The 18515-nt window shown below is 41.9% G+C and carries 16 protein-coding genes; 13 read left to right on the forward strand and 3 right to left on the reverse strand.

What is annotated here, in order from left to right; translation table 11 throughout:
- Positions 1-86 precede the first annotated feature (86 nt).
- From BMW86_RS28085 to BMW86_RS28110, 6 genes are all read left to right on the forward strand, one after another.
- Entirely contained in the window at positions 87-755 is a 669-nt protein-coding gene (locus tag BMW86_RS28085; RefSeq protein WP_089786492.1) for an aspartyl/asparaginyl beta-hydroxylase domain-containing protein, read from the forward strand.
- Positions 755-1642 carry a hypothetical protein gene (locus BMW86_RS28090; RefSeq protein ID WP_089786494.1) on the forward strand — a complete coding sequence of 296 codons (888 nt, stop codon included), beginning with the start codon at positions 755-757 and terminating at the stop codon, positions 1640-1642. Before BMW86_RS28085 ends, BMW86_RS28090 begins: the two co-directional genes overlap by 1 nt.
- The gene (locus BMW86_RS28095) at positions 1639-2565 is read left to right on the forward strand and encodes a phytanoyl-CoA dioxygenase family protein (protein ID WP_089786497.1); all 927 of its coding nucleotides are present in this window, start codon (positions 1639-1641) and stop codon (positions 2563-2565) included. The genes BMW86_RS28090 and BMW86_RS28095 overlap by 4 nt, the downstream gene beginning before the upstream one ends.
- Positions 2565-3086, forward strand: coding sequence for an adenylyl-sulfate kinase (locus tag BMW86_RS28100; protein WP_089786499.1), 522 nt, complete (start codon positions 2565-2567; stop codon positions 3084-3086). The genes BMW86_RS28095 and BMW86_RS28100 overlap by 1 nt, the downstream gene beginning before the upstream one ends.
- A 131-nt stretch (positions 3087-3217) precedes the next feature.
- On the forward strand, positions 3218-4216 hold the full coding sequence (locus BMW86_RS28105; RefSeq protein ID WP_089786501.1) for an LLM class flavin-dependent oxidoreductase: 999 nt from the start codon (positions 3218-3220) through the stop codon (positions 4214-4216).
- Positions 4217-4467: 251 nt separating this feature from the next.
- The gene (locus tag BMW86_RS28110; RefSeq protein ID WP_089786503.1) at positions 4468-5673 is read left to right on the forward strand and encodes a PAS domain S-box protein; all 1206 of its coding nucleotides are present in this window, start codon (positions 4468-4470) and stop codon (positions 5671-5673) included.
- A 2-nt stretch (positions 5674-5675) separates the two neighbouring features.
- Here BMW86_RS28110 and BMW86_RS28115 read toward each other — a convergent pair whose 3' ends face one another.
- From BMW86_RS28115 to BMW86_RS28125, 3 genes are all read right to left on the reverse strand, one after another.
- Entirely contained in the window at positions 5676-6692 is a 1017-nt protein-coding gene (locus BMW86_RS28115; protein WP_089786505.1) for a GntR family transcriptional regulator, read from the reverse strand.
- An 18-nt stretch (positions 6693-6710) separates the two neighbouring features.
- Positions 6711-7361: a suppressor of fused domain protein gene (locus BMW86_RS28120; protein ID WP_089786507.1), complete on the reverse strand. Its 651-nt coding sequence runs from the start codon at positions 7359-7361 to the stop codon at positions 6711-6713.
- A gap of 556 nt (positions 7362-7917) precedes the next feature.
- Complete coding sequence (locus BMW86_RS28125; RefSeq protein WP_089786509.1) at positions 7918-9276, reverse strand: hypothetical protein; 1359 nt, start codon at positions 9274-9276, stop codon at positions 7918-7920.
- 141 nt (positions 9277-9417) lie between these two features.
- Between BMW86_RS28125 and BMW86_RS28130 the strand changes: the two genes are divergently transcribed.
- The 7 genes from BMW86_RS28130 (at position 9418) to BMW86_RS28160 (ending at position 18514) form a co-directional block, all read left to right on the forward strand.
- Positions 9418-10236, forward strand: a complete 819-nt coding sequence (locus BMW86_RS28130) for an SDR family NAD(P)-dependent oxidoreductase (RefSeq protein WP_089786511.1) — start codon at positions 9418-9420, stop codon at positions 10234-10236.
- A 59-nt stretch (positions 10237-10295) separates the two neighbouring features.
- Entirely contained in the window at positions 10296-11201 is a 906-nt protein-coding gene (locus tag BMW86_RS28135; RefSeq protein ID WP_089786514.1) for a helix-turn-helix domain-containing protein, read from the forward strand.
- A gap of 259 nt (positions 11202-11460) precedes the next feature.
- A complete protein-coding gene (locus tag BMW86_RS28140) occupies positions 11461-12381 on the forward strand; it encodes a FecR family protein (RefSeq protein WP_089786516.1) in 921 nt (306 codons plus the stop codon).
- A gap of 34 nt (positions 12382-12415) precedes the next feature.
- Positions 12416-15568: a TonB-dependent receptor gene (locus tag BMW86_RS28145; protein ID WP_089786518.1), complete on the forward strand. Its 3153-nt coding sequence runs from the start codon at positions 12416-12418 to the stop codon at positions 15566-15568.
- Positions 15569-15659: 91 nt separating this feature from the next.
- Positions 15660-17078: a hypothetical protein gene (locus BMW86_RS28150; protein WP_089786520.1), complete on the forward strand. Its 1419-nt coding sequence runs from the start codon at positions 15660-15662 to the stop codon at positions 17076-17078.
- A gap of 75 nt (positions 17079-17153) precedes the next feature.
- Positions 17154-17876, forward strand: a complete 723-nt coding sequence (locus tag BMW86_RS28155) for a hypothetical protein (RefSeq protein ID WP_143056719.1) — start codon at positions 17154-17156, stop codon at positions 17874-17876.
- Between the two features lie 11 nt (positions 17877-17887).
- On the forward strand, positions 17888-18514 hold the full coding sequence (locus BMW86_RS28160) for a hypothetical protein (RefSeq protein ID WP_089786523.1): 627 nt from the start codon (positions 17888-17890) through the stop codon (positions 18512-18514).
- The last annotated feature ends 1 nt before the right edge of the window (position 18515 follow it).

Genomic DNA, 18515 nt, shown 5'->3' on the forward strand with positions numbered 1-18515 from the left:
CTGCTGATAAAATATTGTAAATCAATTTACGAATTATAAGTAAATGCTTGAGTATTAGATATTAATAATATATCTTAGGGCTACAGATGAATTATATACAATTTTCCCAATTTTATGATACAGATCGGCTCCAGGCTGAATTAGCCGGCGTCTTAAAGGAAGAATGGCCTTTGCATTTTAATACACGGGATTTTAATGGCGATTGGCGGAGTATTTCTTTGCGCTCTGCGAGTGGAGAGAGTAATGATATTTACGCGCATCCCGACGGGGAGTATAAAGATACGCCGGTGCTTAAATTGATGCCTTATGTAAAGGAGATCCTGGATAGCTGGGAATGTGAGAAGGAGTCGGTGCGACTGCTATCTCTGGCTCCCGGGAGCGTTATTAAACCGCATAAAGATCCGGGATGTGGGTATGCGGATGGGATATTCAGGCTACATATCCCGATTGTGACCAATCCTTCTGTATATTTTACTATTAATGGTATGCAATTACATTTGAAAGCGGGGGAGTGCTGGTATATGGATTTCAGCACTACGCATAGTATTGTGAACAATGGGGATACTGCACGCGTGCATATTATCATTGATGGTATCCGGAATAGCTGGACGGATCAGCTGTTTGATGCACATGGGTATAATTTAGGGGCTAAAAAGATGGATGCGGCTGTAAAAGCCCGGATGATAGCTGAACTTGAGCGGATGGATACGGATACTGCCCGGAATTTAATTGCCAGTTTAAAAGCGGAGAAATAATGTGGATACCTTATAAGCTGACGGATGGGATGGTGAAATGGCTGGATCTTGGGGACAGGCGGATGACTGATCCGTTTTTTGATGAGACGATACAGATTTGCAGGTGTAGACAAAAGGAGCGGTCTTCTTTACAGAGTGTTTCCAGTGCGGAGTTTCTCCTGGAAGCGGGTAAGGGATTGGATGCTTTATCTCCCGGAGCGTTTATTTTTCATGTTTCCCGTTGTGGGTCCACGTTGTTATCTCAGGTGTTTTCACAGCCGGAGGAGAATATAGCGATTGCTGAAGCGCCTTTGCTGGATGAGATCTTACAGGTGGGGGATGCCTCTTTGTTTAAATCGGCAGTTGCGCTGATGGGGCAGAGGCGGAATTTCAAAGAGACGGATTATATTATCAAATTAGATAGCTGGCATATTCAGTATTATGCTACTTTACGGGAATGGTATCCTTCAACGCCATTTTTCTTTTTGTATCGCAGGCCGGATGAGGTGATTGCTTCTCATGCTAAACGCCGGGGGATTCATGCTGTTCCGGGGATGGTGAGTCATTCATTGCTTAAAACGGATGCGCCGGAAACGTTTGGCGGGGATTTTAACCGGTATACCGCGCAGGTACTGACCCAGTATTTTTTGCAGTTACAAGGCATTTGGGCTTTACATCATCCTAATAATTTGTTTTTTGATTATGCTTCCGGTGGGAAGGCGATGGTGGCCGCTTTTAGCGAGTTTACAGGTGTGCCGGTACGCGATAAGGATCAGGCGAATACCCGCTTAGGTTATCATAGTAAATCCACGCAGGAGGTGTTCAAGCCTGAGGAACCAGTTGATAGGAAATTCTTTTTTGAAGATTGTCATGCCGCTTATGAGCAGCTAAGAACTTTACATTTATGACGGATTTCCTGTTTGTGTTTTATGCTACTCATATGGGCAAAAAACAGAGCACTGCGATACCTGCATATGAGAATTTCTCGCGTGTGGAAGATATCTGGTTGAATATTTTTGGTTTAGGTAAATTCGAGACTTATCAGTTTTTGTATGGGGAATGCAGGGATATTGATGATTTCAAATCCTGGATTATTAATTTAAAGGGGGCTGAGTTTGTCCATCATGCTACTTTGCAGTTCGATAACTGGTTGACTTCTTCTTCTGTTTCAGATAACATTTCTCATACTTTACTAAATCCATCTCAACTATCATTCTGGCAAGAACAAGGTTATCTTAAAATAAGTGGTTTAGTGGAATCTGTTTTATGTGATGATGTAAAAGACCTGATCTGCTCTCATTTAAATCTCTCCTCTACCTGGTATCCTGCTCATCCCGACTGGCAGGGCCTGATGTTACAGGTGTTTCAGGATGTCCGTCTAGAAGCTATCCGGAAACATCCCCAGATTCATCAGTTATTCGCTGAGCTCTATAATACGCATAACATCATTTCCAATACAGATAAACTGAGTTTTAATCCTCCTGAGACGGGTTCCTGGAAATTCAAGGGCAGTGATCTTCACTGGGATCTCGATCTTTCCAAACCTATCGAATATTACATTCAGGGGCTTATTTACCTGGATGATGTTCCTGCAGATCGAGGACCATTAATTCTCGTTCCCGGTTTTCATCATCAGTTTGCTGATTTCATACAGTCATTTTCTTCCCTGGATGATGCTATGGTAGCTGTTCGTGCTGCGACTTCTCCTATACCTGTACCAGGTGTTAAAGGGGATGTGGTTGTCTGGCTGAGTACCTTGCCTCATGCGGCGAGTGCCAACCACTCTTCCCTGCCGAGATTTGTCCAGTACCTTAATTTCTCTAAACTATAATGGGGCATATTATACAGTTCACCGGTTTATCCGGAACGGGTAAAACCACTTTATCCAACTCCCTGCTTGCCTGGGGAGATTCCCTTGGTCTGCGTATTAAACTCATAGACGGGGATGTCTATCGTCAAACCCTTTGCAAAGACCTCGGCTTCAGCAAAGCTGACCGTCTGGAGAATATCGCCCGTTTAGGGGCATATGCCTGGTCTATTATCAATTCCTATGACTTCATTATCATTGCCGCTATAAACCCCTATGAAGAAGCCCGTATCAACATCAAACGCCAATACGGTGCTTCCCTGATATGGCTGCGATGCGACTTGCAGACCCTAATTGCCCGGGACCCTAAAGGTTTGTACCGGAAAGCGCTCTTACCCGATACCCATCCTGATAAGATCCATAACCTTACCGGGCTCAATGATACTTTTGAAGAATCTTTAATTGCTGATTTGATTGTGGATACTGATAAATTGAATGCGGAGGAGACGTTTTGGGTTGTTGTGGGGTTTCTAAAGGAGAAGTAATATTCTAAACCATTGAAAATGATTTAGAATATTTATTTTCAAAGGCTTTAATGGTGTTTTCTATGTTAGGAATCATTGACTCCAAACTTTAATTTTGTATTGGAAAAGACTAACAGACTAAAAGAATCACAATGACGAAATTAGAATCAACGAAGTACTCAGTATTAGACCTGGCCAGCGTAACACAGGGACACACACCTGCGGATAGTTTCAAGAACAGCCTGGATTTAGCGAAGAAGGTAGAAGAGTTCGGTTATACAAGATACTGGTTTGCCGAACACCACAACATGGCCAACGTAGCAAGTTCAGCAACCGCCATATTAATAGGACATATAGCAGGAGGGACGAAGACGATGAGAGTGGGATCAGGGGGGATAATGCTACCGAATCATGCGCCACTGATAGTAGCAGAACAGTTTGGGACATTAGCGTCGATTTACCCTGGAAGGATAGATTTAGGATTAGGGAGAGCGCCAGGGACGGATCAGACAACGGCCCATGCAATCAGAGGCGAGAATTTTAAGGCAATGCACAACTTTCCCAGGGATATCGAAAGATTACAGCAATTCTTCTCAGCAGAGAACAGTCATAGTAATGTGAGGGCGATACCAGGAGAAGGATTGGAAATACCGATATGGGTATTAGGGTCCAGCACGGATAGTGCCATGGTCGCAGCAGGATTGGGATTACCGTATGCTTTTGCCAGCCATTTCGCACCAACCTACTTTATGGACGCAATAAGACTGTACAGAGAGAATTTCAAGCCTTCAGCCAGTTTAGAGAAGCCTTATGTGATATCATGTGTGAACGTAGTAGCCGCAGATGCAGATGAAGAAGCAGAAAGGCTCGCAACATCAGTGAAACAACTCTTCATGGGAATAGTTACCGGAAGAAGGCAGTTATTGCAGCCACCGGTAGACAATATGGAAGACATCTGGAATATGCATGAAGAAGCAGCGGTGAACCAGATGTTGGCATATTCGTTCATAGGAGGACCAGCAAAGATCAAAAAGCAAATGGAAGTCTTCCTGGAGAAAACAGGAGTAGATGAAGTGATGGCAACATCTCACATCTATGATCATCAGGCAAGAGTACACTCTTATAAAATATTCTCAGAGATATTTAAGTAAAAACATCCCCTGGTGAGAGAACAACTCACCAGGGGAATAAATTTAACCCACCCACCTGATAACTTGGGGAAATAACCTCAAAAATAGCGCACACAAGGGCGGTTTTACAAGGCTCAAGCATACAATAAGGGAATTCAACAAACCACTCACAATCGCATATCCCCAATAAAAACATATTAAAAAAGAATTTATCACAATACCCCTTGAAAAATTGAATCGTTTCTGTATATTGTTAATCATTTGATAATATTATGGGGCAGATTCAGGCGCAAAAGACTAGGGTAATTTCTTATCTTAAACACTTATTAAATCCCCGGGGCGACTATTCTATAGAAAAACACATCTTCCAGATTATATCGATCGCGACCATCGTTATGCTCTGTGTTTTTATGCTCGTAGATACGCTCGCTAACATCCCCATCCCCCCATATCTGCTGGAAGTAGTGCTGATAATGCAATTTGTCTTCCTTTTTCTTTCCCTGGTGCGTCGCATTCATTCTTATATCATCAATCTCTACATATTCCTCGGCCTTATCGCCATCATGGTCAACTTCGTATTCAATGCTGGCGTAAATGGCCCCTCATTCGTCCTGTTTTTCATGCCTTTAACACTGGCATTAAGCATATCAGAGCGTAAATGGTATCCGGTTTGGCTGATTATACATCTTATCATGCCCATCTGCTGCCTGGTATTCGAAAGTATGTACCCGGAAATGATCCGGGGAAAGTACCCCGGTCCGCGTGAACAGAATATAGATTTCGGTTCCACAATCATCGTCGCTACGTTGTACGTATACTTCGTTACAACAAGGATCAGAGTATACATGGCCCAACAGCAGGCGATATCAGCGAATAAATCAGTGCAGCTGGCAGCGTCCGAACTTAAATTACAGGCATTTTTCGAAGGGCTCAGCGACCAGTTCTTCCTGTTAGATGATAAGATGAATATCGTTCACTTTAACAGCAAAGCTGCTGAACAGTACCAGAAACAATATGGAATAGAACCTAAAGAAGGGCAGGCTATCACCCCGATCCTGTTACCTTCCTACAAACCCAATTTTTTGGAAGATTTTAAGCAATCGATGTCAGGAGTGAAAATCAGCCATGAGCAGAAGTTTAATTTCGGAGATTGGCAGCAATTAACACTGGAACCCGCCAGGGATAAGAACGGAACGATAGTAGGAGTGACATTGATCCTAAAAGATATCACAGAGCAAAAACTCAATCAACAACGACTGGAAAACAAAAACGCATTACTGGAGAAGATCGCCTTTATCCAGGCACATGAATTCAGAGGACCCTTAACATCTGTGCAATCCTTATTACCACTCATAAAAGAAGAATATTCAGAAGTAGATCCTATACAGATGAATATGATGGAAGATGCATTGGCCAAACTAGACCAGAAAATCATAGAAATTATAGAACTGGCTAATGAAGCGATACATCTGAAATAGATCTAGAGAGAATTCCTCAATATCAATTTAAAAGGATTCTTCACCTTCTGCTGCGTCTTATCCATAATAATCTGAGCCGCTGTAATCCCCATCTGCTCATGGTCTGTAGAGATCACCGTAATCCCGTCCAGCAGAATCTCTTTCAACAAAGTTTCATTATAAGAAACAATGCCCACATCTTTCCCAATCCGCAACTTATTATTACGACAGATCTTCACCAGGTTAACAAGATCGGTTTCTTCAATCACCACATATGCCTGTCCTTTTTTCACCGGTGTATACATTTCCACCCCTTCAATCACGGAAAAATTAAAATCATGCATCCGGCAGAAATACTGAAACCCTTTCTTGATCTCCTCAGGATAAGGATCTATACCAGGATTCACGAAGATCATTTTTTCATATTTCTTCAGAGATGGCAAAGCTTCAAACAAAGCCTCATTAATATCTTTCTCAAAGTTCTGATATACAGAGGAATAATCGCCGGTAAGAGAAGGCAGATCTTTATCTAATAAGATAAGCTGATCAGCGGGGATTTGTTTGATAATACGTAAGACTTCTTCAGGATGATCGTAAAAATGAGGCATGATCACGTAATAATCATAATCGCCTAAATGATTATTGATCAGGTTTTCGAAGAGAGCAACACTGTGATGATGCATATGGAGATCCACAAAAACACTGTCCCCCAGGCTTTTCACAAAAGCATTATAGACCTGCTTTTTATAATTGCTGATCTTGTTAAAGAGAAGGAGTATCCGTAAAGGGATAACAACGTCCGTCCGGTTAATAAAGTAACCCTTTCCTTTAACAGAAATGATTACTTTTTTATCCCGGAGTTCTTTATAAGCTTTCTCCACGGTACCGCGGGAAAGCAGGTAATGTTCACTCAGTTCATTGATGGAAGGTATCTGCTGATCGCGTTTAAGTCCGCCGTCACGCACTGCGGCCATGATGGAATCCACTATCTGCAGGTAAACGGGAACTTTGCTGCCGGTATCTATATTCAACCCTTTCATCGTTGTAAAATAGGAAATTTATATTACTGATGGGCGTTCCAGTGTAGAAAGAGTTGCATCGCCCTGTTTAATCAGTAGTTCAGCCACCTTAACCCGACCTTCATCCCCATGCTGCAGGATATAATCCAGTTCTGCCAGGGTAAGCAGTTTAATATTCACCATTTTTACCGCTTCCAGGCTTAAGGTGACTTCATTGTTGAACCTGGTGCTGGGGAGCCCAAGGATAGCACCTACCGTGCCTCTTTCGGTCTTAAAAGGGACATCTACATCATAAAACTCTGTGGTGATGTAGGTCAGTTCTTCCAGCAGGCTAATCACATTCCCCTGTTCAGCCATTAACTGAGCCGCCTGGTATGCCAGCTGGAACTGCCAGGTGTTCTGCACAGAGCCTTCAATAGGCGTCGTTTCCACATATACTTCCATACCGAGGCCATTATAGTCATTGTCACCCTCTTCGTAAGGGTCGCTTAAGCCGTCACTGGCGATGATGGTCACATCCGGTCTGCGGATAGTCGCAAATGCCTGACGGAGGGAAGGCCAGACAGGGCCACCCATAAAAGAAGGATTGATAAGATGGGCAATGACATCGGGGTCTAATTCACCTACAGACTGCCAGAATTCGCTACGTAATTCACATGATTTGTCAAAATGTTCCTCGTAAGTAAGCATAGAATGTATTTTAGCACATACAAAATATAAATATTTTTAGATTTATTATATGAGGTTTAACAATGATCCATACTCCCTGTTTGTAGCAAATTCAAAGCTCCGGGCGACGTGTTAATATACTCTTTAATAAGGGGCCTGATTCCAAAGTCCAGTGAAATAAGTTCCGTGTTTGTAGTAACGTCTCAGAAAGAGCCTAAACTCTCCTGTAAACTCTCCATAACTAGTATTTCATTTCTATATAACCCCTATATAAGCGCCCTCTAAATAAGGTGGTCTTGTATACAGCTCACAGAGGACTTGTAGGGGGCTTATATGGGGCTTATACCCTCATATAGGTTGAATATCAGTAGGTTATTAGTAGTAGCTAAAATTTCAATACTTTTTATTACTGATTAGCAATACATTAAGATATAATGAAAATTATTATGGCAGGAAATGGTAAAAGATTCAATGTCATTTAAGCTAAACTTCGCAGGAGTTCCCTTCTGATATTAGCGATTATGTGTTGGCTACAAACACGGGGGCTTCAGAGCTTATTATGTTATATATACGGAGCTTAACTAAATAATATCTCCCATACTTCCTTAAAATCCTCATCCCCTAAAACATCTTCGAAATCATACTCGTAGTATTGAGTAGTAAACACGAATTTACACTCACGTAAAATATCAAGACATTTCTGATGATCGCCGGTTTTCAATGCCACTTTGGCCAGTGCTATATAAGGCGTACGGTAATGATTCTCCCCCAGTTCTTTGGCAATAAGTAATCTGGTCTCTGCTTCTTTCAGCAGATCAGGGGCATCGAAATTATAAGCCAGCCGCGCATATTCGATCAGAAACTCTCCCCAGCGAAGCGTTAAGGTGAGCCCCTTTTCGTATTCGTAGGTTATGAGAAAGATAGATTTTCCCGCTTCAAACAGCTCAATAACTTTAGCCTGATTATGTTCCTGCTTATAAATGCGGGCCATTGCTATTTGTACATTTGTTGCATATACCGGAAAGGTCCAGGCAGCCGGGTTGATGGATTGTCCTTTTATGAAATAATTCAGCGCAATCTGGTAATAATGAAGTGAACCAGTTTCCATCCGCTGAGCCGCCTTGTCAAAAGCAGATCCTAAGCTATTCAACAGCGAAGTATCATTTGTCTGATAGTCTGTTAATGGCTCCAGTAATTCAATGGACCTTTTATTCAGTTCATCAGCGTATGCAGGAGAAATATCATGATCCAGCATTCTTTTCAACTCATCTGACCATGTCAGATAAATAACAGGGTCTTTTTTTACAAAATTGGAGAGAGAGGCTGTAAGTTGATCAAAAAACTGAGCATGCCAGTAATGTTTCCTGTCAAAGGGGAAATGCAGGATCTGAAAACAGGCATAGAAAAAGGACCTGAAAACCGATTCTGAATATGCTGTAAAAGCGAGTTGAAACAACTGCAAAACTGCTATAAATTCATCGTCTGTAAACTGTTGATTAATCAACATTCTAGTTAACAAAGCATGAGCAAGCCGGGCATTCAGTTCAACAGATCCCTGATTACGTAAAGCGTTGTTATACTCATCAATGGCTTTCTGGATATAGTGCAGTTTTTCGTTTTTTATCTCAGAAAGATATTCATAACATTCAGCCCGCTCCTCATAATGGATCTTTTCCGGATCTATCTTTTCTGCCGATGAAAGGATCTCCAGAAGATCTGAAGTAACTCCCTCCCGGTCTTCTTCTCTTATTTTATCACACACCAGATATGAATACCAGATAGCAAACATACTCAGACAGGTATCAACCAATTCAGTTTTATATTTGCGAAGATCATCTGTAGAGAGGCTCTGAATCAGGGTATCCAGCCCTCCCAGATCTTGATTGATCCTTAATTCCTTCAATTGCTTATTAACATCCTTTTTTGCTGCTTCCATATTTGAGATTTCAAATTACAAAATTATTTTTACGCCGGATGAGCACCCAAACGTAAAAATGTATCAGTCTTCCGTACTTTTGAATAAGCAGCACACAAGGTTGTTCCGGTAGCTTTGCATCATCAGTTAAAATAAATAACAATGTCAAAGACTATTTTCATTACAGGAGCATCCAGGGGATTCGGAAAGATCTGGACAGAAGCATTTTTAAAACGTGGGGATAAAGTAGTCGCCACCGTGCGGGATCTCAATTCATTAAAAGATCTGGCGAAAGAATACGGAGAAGCCTTGCTGCCAATAAAACTGGACGTCACCAGTCGCGCAGGTTGTTTTGCCGCTGTAACAAAAGCAAAGGAACATTTCGGCACTATTGATGTGCTGATCAACAATGCAGGCTATGGACTTTTCGGCGCTATTGAAGAAACAGCTGAAGAGGAAGCCCGTAAGCTGATTGAAACAAATGTGTTAGGCTTATTATGGCTTACCCAGGCGATAATACCTGTAATGCGTGAACAGGGCCAGGGACACATTATCCAGCTGTCGAGTGTATTAGGTGTTGTGCCGTTCCCTGTGATGGGTGTTTACAGTACCTCCAAGTTTGCTGTGGAAGGACTCAGTGAAGCGCTTGCCGGTGAAGTGAAAGGTTTCGGGATCAACGTAACAATCGTGGAACCCAACGCCTATGCAACTGACTTCAGTAATGATTCAGCCGTACATGCCCAATCCATGAAGGAGTATGATGAGGTGAAAACAGCTTTTCGATCTGGCTTCACGGAAGACATGTTAGGGATTCCTGCATCTACAGTGAAAGCGATTTTTAAATTGGTAGATTCCCCTCAGCCTCCGCTCAGGCTTTTCCTCGGGAAGATTGGATTATCTTTGACAAAACAGGTTTATCAGGGCAGGCTTGCCACCTGGGAAGAATGGCAGGATGTGGCAGTAGAAGCACACGGAAAATAATTTAAAACAAATTAAGCAGGATCTGTGTATTACATAGATTCTGCTCATTTAATAATCAAATGAATCATTTCAAAAACCTCAGCGATCTTCATAGCTCCCATGGATTTCCTCCTCCGGAAAACCCGCTTATCAGCGTGCTCAAATGTGATGCAGACTACCATAAAAATGGCAATAATAGTGTTGCCGAACATACGAGCGACTTTTATACGATCGGTTTCAAAAAGATGATATCGGGTAGCATAACGTACGGCAAAACGAAATACGATCATGCCCTGGGCTCCATGTTTTTTATGCGCCCAAGACAGATCGTGGCACTGGAAGATATTGAAGTGGAGGAAGAGGGATTCCTGATATATTTTCATGAAGACTTTCTGAACGGCCATCCACTGCACCATGAAATCAGGAAATACAGCTTCTTTGAGTATGAAACGAATGAGGCATTACACCTTTCACCGAAGGAAGAAGGGATCATCGGGGAATTGTTCCATAAGATTGATATCGAATACCACAACAACCAGGATGAATACAGCCGGGATATCATACTCTCCCACATTGATTCTCTGCTGAAATATGCCAGACGTTTTTATAAAAGACAGTTCATTAACCGGACTGAATTATCAGGCAAAACCGTATCGAAGTTCAATGAAATACTGAGCGATTATTTTGAGAAAGGTTTTGTGAAAGAAAAAGGACTGCCAAGCGTTAACTACATGGCATCACAGCTCAACCTTTCACCACGGTATCTGAGCGATCTGCTGAAACAGGAAACCGGTAAAACAGCGATCGACCTCATTCATTTGTTCCTAATCTCAGCGGCAAAAAATCTGCTGACAGGAGGAGATCAGTCGGTTTCAGAAATTGCCTATGCATTGGGTTTTGAGAATCCGCCCTACTTTTCAAAGTTATTCAAAAAAGAGGTTGGTGTGAGTCCGAATGAATTTCGTTTTAAACTCAATGGTAATTAATTGACCACCAGCTATAGAATTCGTGTTGTAAAAATACTGATCAATTAAATTATTGATTTTTAACATTTTAAACAATAAAAGAGGCCGTTTCATTCTTTGAAACGGCCTCTTTTATTGTTTAAAAAACCAGGTTAAAGGTACCTAATAGAAAAACTTGTCCAATATATTACCAAATTGTTAACTGTCATTTTCAACTAGGAATATCCTGTGTAGAGAAACGTACTCTCTGTGTTAGATCCATTAACATGAAACTAAGCAAATGAACATGAAGGCCTTGTTGCGGAAATATTTCAAAGGTAAATGTAGTGAAGCGGAGCAACAAGTCGTGGAAGACTACCTTGCCAGCGGGGATACTCCGGAACTGGATGCCCTGTTTCTGGAAACCTGGCAGGAAATTGACAGAGATGTAAAGAGGATGCCTGTGAGGACCTGGTATAGCATTGCAGCAGCAGTGATGATACTGATAATAAGCAGCACAGGCTGGTGGTTGTCGAACAACGGGAACAAGGATAAGATGCAAGTAGCGGCTGTCACCTGGGACACCCTTTCGAATCAGAACAATGCCATACAGCGTTATCATATGCCAGATGGGTCGGTTGTCTTGCTGAATAGTTATTCAAAACTTGTATATAATAACGGTTATGGTGTAAATAACCGGGAATTGTGGCTGGACGGGGAGGCTTATTTCGAAGTAGCGCAACAGGCAGCTCATGCCTTTCAGGTGCATACTGCCGCAGTAACGACTATCGCTTTGGGTACCTCTTTTAATATCGCTACAGGTAACCGTGCAGACCATGGGATAGAAATAAGCCTTTTATCGGGCCGTGTAATAGCAGCCAGCGCTGATGGTTTCCGACAGATATTGACTCCTGGTCAGATGCTGGTATATCATGACGCTAAGGCACCGCAAATCACCGCTTTCAGGGAAGTGAATGTAATAGACTGGAAAAACGGGAATATGAATCTTGATAATGTAAGCATGGCGGATGTCTTTGCCAGGTTACAGCAACGGTATGGATGTCGCATTGTGCTGGAAGATAGTGTGCTGGCGCGTAAAACGATCACCGGGGAATTTAGTTCGGGCATGTCGCTGGAGAGAGTCATGAAATCGCTGAAATATGTACACAACTTCAGGTATATACAAGGGGAGGGTAAAACCTATATCATTAAGAGCCACTAGAAACAATCCTCATTTTTAACTAGAAAAACAAAGTATGCAAAAAATTGCCAAACGATTTTGTGGGTGGAAAATATTGTCAAAACATTGGCTGGTATGGGGGATTTTACCCACTGTGTCCGTAGCCCAGTCTTACAAAACACTTTCAGATAAAGTACTGTTGCAAACAGGAGATACCAATGCAGCCAGTATCGTAAAATCCTTACAGCAACAAACGAAATATATTTTTATATACGATCCGGAATACCTGAAAAAAATCAAAGTTACCGCATCACATTTTAATAGTAATTCTATTGCGGATGTACTGTATTATCTTGATGAAAATACACCACTTGATATTGAATTAACGGATGCCAATACTATTTCCCTGCGTACAGGACGACAGGTAAAAGATGGTAAAGTGACAGGCAAAATAGTAGATAGCAGAAATGAACCGCTGCCGGGAGTTACTATTAAGGCAGATGGCAGCAAAGGTACGGTCAGCAAGGTTGATGGCACTTATGAACTCTCCCTGTCACCTGGTACCTATACCCTTACTTATAGTTATATTTCTTTTGAAAGCAGGAAAGTAACAGAAGTAAAAATACATGAAAATGAAAATACCCCATTAAATATACTATTAGCAAGAGCTGCGAACTCCCAGTTAAGGGAAGTAACCGTTACCGCTAACTATCGTAAGGCATCCGTACAGGGATTGTATGCACTGCAAAAGAATAATGCAGCAGTAACGGATGGGATCAGTGCAGAGCAAATCAGCCGTACCCCGGATAAGAATATCGGTGAAGTACTGAAACGTGTGAGTGGACTAGCGACCATGGAAAATAAATATGTTATCGTACGCGGGTTAGGGGAGCGTTACAATCAGTCATTACTGGACGGACAGGTAATGCCCAGCACAGAATTAAACCGCAAAAACTTCAGTTACGATATTATACCATCCAACATTGTTGAAAATGTTACAGTCATTAAAACATTAACACCTGATCACAGCGCTGAATTTGGAGGCGGACTGGTAGAAGTGAATACCCTGAGTGTTCCGACAAGCAACTTTTTTAACATTACTGTTGGTGGTTCGGTAAATAATCAGACAACCGGAAAGGATTTTGTCTCTTTAAAGCTGGAAGGAAAAGAATATCTGGGACAGGTATCATCACACCGGAATTTCATGGGCAAATTGAATTGGGGGAGTATTACCGAAGCACTCGATGCTTATGGTAAAGGTGGAACACTCAGCAGTAACTGGGGGTTGTATAAGTTCAAAGCACAGCCATCACAAAATTATCAACTATCAATAGGACATATTTTCCCTGTTAAAAACGGAGGCCAGTTTGGGGCAATTGCTTCTGTAAGTTATCGCAATACATTGGCTGTCCAGGATATCAGGATGACACGTAATGGTTATGATGGAGGTCTGGATGATCCTAAAGCTGGCTTTTTAGGATATACCGGTAAACGTTATGGTTTTACCACAAATCTGGGTGGTCTGATAGGGATAGGTTACAAGGATAAGCGCAATATGGTAAGTTATCAGAGTATGTATCTCCGCACCCTGGAACAGCAATTATTGATTGGCATGTATCAGCAGGAATTTGGTTATTTTGATCTTACCACACAAACTTCTTTATTTACCAATCAGCTGAAAGGGGAACATACACTGGGTAATAAGGGCATCAAATTAAAATGGATGGGTAGTTACCTGCACCTCGACCGTGAAAAGCCGGATAACCATTTTGAAAGTTCTTTCGCTATCAAAGATTCTACACAGGTCAATAATTATAATATCCGGAATGCAGCCTTCCCTTCCAGTAGTTATGGTGCACTTCGCTCATGGAACCGTGCGCTGGAAAAGGATATCAACTGGGATGTTTCATTGTCGGTGCCTTTTGCCTTCTTCAATACAAACAATACATTAAAAGCAGGTTTTGCCGGCTGGTCAAAGGACCGTTTATTTTATGTACTGAACATGGGTACTTCATTCAGCAATGATGGTCAGAATTACCTGCCACTGGCAACAGCCTTTACTGCTGAAAACGGAGTAGATTTCAAACCCAGTCATTACGGAGATAACTCTCATCGTACCGCTTCATTAATGGCTCCTTATATCATGCTGGATGATAAAATCGGTAAGTTTCGTCTTGTATGGGGTGTAAGGGCAGAATATTATAATCTCAACAAAGTGAATGAGGCGCTGGAGAACGTTTTTGCCATGATAAACAGGGACAGGCCAAATGCAGAGAAATATGATTTCTCACTGATTAAAAATCAGGAACCGAACCTGCGGTTTTTCCCATCAGCAAACCTGACTTACAGTCTTACTCCGGCTATGAATATAAGACTTGCCTATTCTCAAAGTATTATACGTCCGGACCTGCGCGAATTAAATTATTTCCAGGAGTATGATTTTGAACTGGGAGGTAATTATACAGCAGGTTATGTAAGATCTTCTCCCATCCGTAATCTGGATATCAGATATGAATGGTATCCGGGAGCAGGAGAGGTGATGTCTTTATCCGTTTTTCAGAAGGATATAAAATACCCGATGGAAATTTATAAAGATGGCACCAACAATTCTTATACACTTACCAATAATAAATCAGCGAAGAATGTAGGAGTGGAAATAGAGATGCGGAAATCCTTAGCATTTACCAAAATACCTGTTATCAGTAATATCACGTTGTATGCAAATGGTACTTTGCTGAGTGCGCATGTGAAACCGCTGACGCTTGACTACAACGGAGTAGATCCCGGTAATCCATTGTTAATAGTTCCCCGTGAACAGGTAGGGCCATCACAACGCAGGCCACAAACAGGCGCCAGTAATTATATGGCGAATGCAGGCATCTATTACGATACCAAACCTGTATCACTCAGCCTGGTGTATAATTATGTCAGCAACCGTTTATTCCGTCCGTCGGCAGATTATAGTCAGTCTTTGTTTGAGCGTCCTTTAACAGCACTGGATGGACAGATTGCAGTACGTGTGCTGAAGCAGAAAGGTGAAATAAAATTTAATGTAGCCAACCTGCTGGATAGCTATCAGGTAGTTTACTTTAACATATATGGCGATGGTTTAACACGGATAGATAATCCGTCGACCAAAGAATTATTGTATCAGGCAGGTAAAGATAAAATAGATTACGAAGCAAGGCCAGGAAGGACTTACAGTATGAGTTTCAGTTATAAATTCTAATTATTTAAGACAGTATACACTCGATGTTCGTACGCGTACCATTTTACATACCCTGATCAGGTATTCATTTTTAACCTTGAAAAAACAAAAAATGAAAAAGAAACCCTTTATTTTAACCCTGGTAGCCATTTCTTTAGGTCTGTCTGCAATCTTTGTTACTTCCTGCAAAAAAGATCTGAATGTTAACAATGGCCTGAGACCACTTAGTGCAACGATCATTATCCCGGCTTCCCATACTCTTTCAGGGGTATTAGGAACGGGACACACTGTCAGAGATTCTATCCGCCTGAATGGTGGCGAATGGACCCTGAGTGGCCTGGTGTATGTTGATTCTCTAGATGTATTAATTATTGATGCAGGAACCCGCGTTGAAGGTTCTGTTGGCGACACTTCCCTTGGAGGTATCCGTGGTGGTGGTCTGATCGTTACCCGCAGTGCTAAAATTCTTGCACAGGGTACTGCTGCAAGTCCAATCATCTTTACTTCTGCCCGTTGGGATTCTACCGGTGTAAAAGCTCCAAGATCAGGTGACTGGTCTGGTGTTGCTATTCTGGGTAACGCTCCTGCTAACAACAATGGTGCAACTGTAGAAGGTATTGTAGGGTTACCGCCAGCTAATGTTACCTATGGTGGTAATATTGCTGCAGACAACTCCGGTATTCTTCAGTATGTACGTATCGATTACGCTGGTTATGCTGCCGTACAGGATCAGGAATTGAATGGTCTTACACTGGCAGGTGTAGGTAGCGGAACATTGATCGACTTTGTAGAAATCTTCAAAGCAAATGATGATGCAATAGAATTTTTCGGTGGTACTGTGAATGTAACGCACCTTATCGCAGTAGATCCATTGGATGATATGTTTGATACCGACAATGGTTTCTCTGGTTCCATCAATTATGCACTGGGCCTTGAAGATACTACCCGTGCTGATATCAGCTGGTCAAATGGTTTTGAAAGCGATAACGATGCTAACGGTTCTTCTCTGACACCGATCACGCATCCTAAGTACAAACACTTTACCGTGATTGGTCTGCCAAATGCTGCTAAAGCTGCTCTGGCAACCAGACCACCTTCCGGTGCCGGTGTTTATGGTCGCGCTGCACATCTCCGCAGAAATGCAGAATTCGAAATAGATAGTTCTATCTTCTTAGGATTCTCTTATGGTCTGTCTCTGGATAGTGCACTTGGCTCTACAAATCCAAAATACTTCGCCGGTACTTCTACAGTGAAACACACGTACGTACATGGCTTTATTAAACCATTTGTAACAGAAAGTAATAAGACTTTCAACACAGCAGGTGGTGCCACACATTTCCAGGCATTTGCTACTGCTGCCGGTAACTTTGGTTACACTACGTTATCTTCTCTGTTGTATGTTAACCCATTCAGCCGTACTGCTGGTACCAGTGCTTTCATTCCATTGACTTCTTCACCAGCTTATAATGCTGGTGCATTTGCTGGCGGTGTAAACTGGGTTCCTTCAGGTTCATGGGTTAGATACCGCTAATCTCTTTTAATCATCAAACTTAGTGATAACGTATAGGGCAGATGCCCTATACGTTATCTTATAAAAATGATATTCATGCGTTTTCTATTTATAGTATTGACATTAGTTACTTTAATAAGTTGTCGTAAAGGTGAATTGCCCGTATCAAAATACTATGGCAAAGTAGGTGTTACAGTGGCAGATCTGCCTAACTCACCTTCGATAGACGTATATTTCGAAGGACACAGGCTTGGTGAAACAAACGGTGCCGGTGTAATTACTTCTTTTGTACTGGAGTCTGGCAAACCTGGTAAACTGGCGCTTTTTAAACATGCAACAGATACACTGATTGCAGATACGATTATCACCGTACCTGTGAATAAACAAATTGATTTTAAAGTAGCTTTTAGTGAAGATCTTGGCATAAAAGGTTTTTTGGCCAGTCAGCCTGTAGCAGCAGATTCCATCGCATTCCAGTTTATTTATGATTTGGGAGATACTGATTATCCATCTACCAGTGTAAACCTTTACTTAGTGAGAATAAATTTCGAAACAGGTGAATATGATCCGGTGGATTCCCTCATGAATATGCAAAAAGGGCGATTGTACCCTAAGATATTAAACCTGCCTTTTGCAGATGCTGATGGGAATCAGTATTTCTATCTGACAGCATTAAAAGATGCTGTAACAGGTGAGGAGTTGGTACCACCTTCAGGATCCCCCTATTTTGTTACTACTGCTGATACACCGGGTACCTATTATATCCTTAGAATTTATAATCAGGGAGGTGAGATTGGCGTTACGTTTACGGCTATATAAAAATTCATCATATGAAAAAACTTATTGGGTTACTATCCCTGGCAATTTTAATAATAAGTAGCTGTAAAAAAGATGCCGAAGCCACCCACTCTTCCTGGAACAGTGAATTAATTCCTGTCAATGATACGTTATCCGGTACTATCACCACCAATACACTATTGACCCATACTCATCCATGGTATATTAAAGGATGGCTGTATGTAGCCAATGAAGCCACATTACGTATAGAACCAGGTACATTGATCAATATGCTCCCGGCAAAAAAAAATGGTGGCATTGTAATAACCCGCGGAGCTAAAATAGTTGCTGCCGGTACTCCCGTTTTCCCTATCTGTTTTTCATTTGATACAGTAGCCCCCGGTAGTGGCATTATCCTGCTGGGAAAGGCGCCGCAATTAAGTCCGGTTACAGTATTCGACGATCCTGCCGGAGCAGGCTTTCTTTCATATGGCGGAGACTTTGCCGATGACAGCTCTGGCATTTTGCAGCATATACAACTCTCATATGCGCCGGCTAATGCCCGGTTTAAAGGAGGATTGCTCTTATTGGGAACAGGTAATAAAACGATATTGAAGGATATTGTGCTAAAGTCTTCACCTGGAAGAATTGATACGTTTACCCGGCCAGCTTTACATTGAT

This window comes from Chitinophaga sp. YR573, from assembly GCF_900110995.1.
Lineage (GTDB): Bacteria > Bacteroidota > Bacteroidia > Chitinophagales > Chitinophagaceae > Chitinophaga.

Excerpts from the sequence above, each read along its gene's own strand:
- BMW86_RS28100 (WP_089786499.1), top strand. The coding sequence starts at position 2,565 with ATGGGGCATATTATACAGTTCACCGGTTTATCCGGAACGGGTAAAACC.
- BMW86_RS28150 (WP_089786520.1), top strand. The coding sequence starts at position 15,660 with ATGAAAAAGAAACCCTTTATTTTAACCCTGGTAGCCATTTCTTTAGGT.
- BMW86_RS28160 (WP_089786523.1), top strand. The coding sequence starts at position 17,888 with ATGAAAAAACTTATTGGGTTACTATCCCTGGCAATTTTAATAATAAGT.
- BMW86_RS28090 (WP_089786494.1), top strand. The coding sequence starts at position 755 with ATGTGGATACCTTATAAGCTGACGGATGGGATGGTGAAATGGCTGGAT.
- BMW86_RS28135 (WP_089786514.1), top strand. The coding sequence starts at position 10,296 with ATGAATCATTTCAAAAACCTCAGCGATCTTCATAGCTCCCATGGATTT.
- BMW86_RS28125 (WP_089786509.1), bottom strand. The coding sequence starts at position 9,276 with ATGGAAGCAGCAAAAAAGGATGTTAATAAGCAATTGAAGGAATTAAGG.
- BMW86_RS28145 (WP_089786518.1), top strand. The coding sequence starts at position 12,416 with ATGCAAAAAATTGCCAAACGATTTTGTGGGTGGAAAATATTGTCAAAA.
- BMW86_RS28095 (WP_089786497.1), top strand. The coding sequence starts at position 1,639 with ATGACGGATTTCCTGTTTGTGTTTTATGCTACTCATATGGGCAAAAAA.
- BMW86_RS28085 (WP_089786492.1), top strand. The coding sequence starts at position 87 with ATGAATTATATACAATTTTCCCAATTTTATGATACAGATCGGCTCCAG.
- BMW86_RS28105 (WP_089786501.1), top strand. The coding sequence starts at position 3,218 with ATGACGAAATTAGAATCAACGAAGTACTCAGTATTAGACCTGGCCAGC.
- BMW86_RS28110 (WP_089786503.1), top strand. The coding sequence starts at position 4,468 with ATGGGGCAGATTCAGGCGCAAAAGACTAGGGTAATTTCTTATCTTAAA.
- BMW86_RS28130 (WP_089786511.1), top strand. The coding sequence starts at position 9,418 with ATGTCAAAGACTATTTTCATTACAGGAGCATCCAGGGGATTCGGAAAG.
- BMW86_RS28155 (WP_143056719.1), top strand. The coding sequence starts at position 17,154 with ATGCGTTTTCTATTTATAGTATTGACATTAGTTACTTTAATAAGTTGT.
- BMW86_RS28140 (WP_089786516.1), top strand. The coding sequence starts at position 11,461 with ATGAACATGAAGGCCTTGTTGCGGAAATATTTCAAAGGTAAATGTAGT.
- BMW86_RS28115 (WP_089786505.1), bottom strand. The coding sequence starts at position 6,692 with ATGAAAGGGTTGAATATAGATACCGGCAGCAAAGTTCCCGTTTACCTG.
- BMW86_RS28120 (WP_089786507.1), bottom strand. The coding sequence starts at position 7,361 with ATGCTTACTTACGAGGAACATTTTGACAAATCATGTGAATTACGTAGC.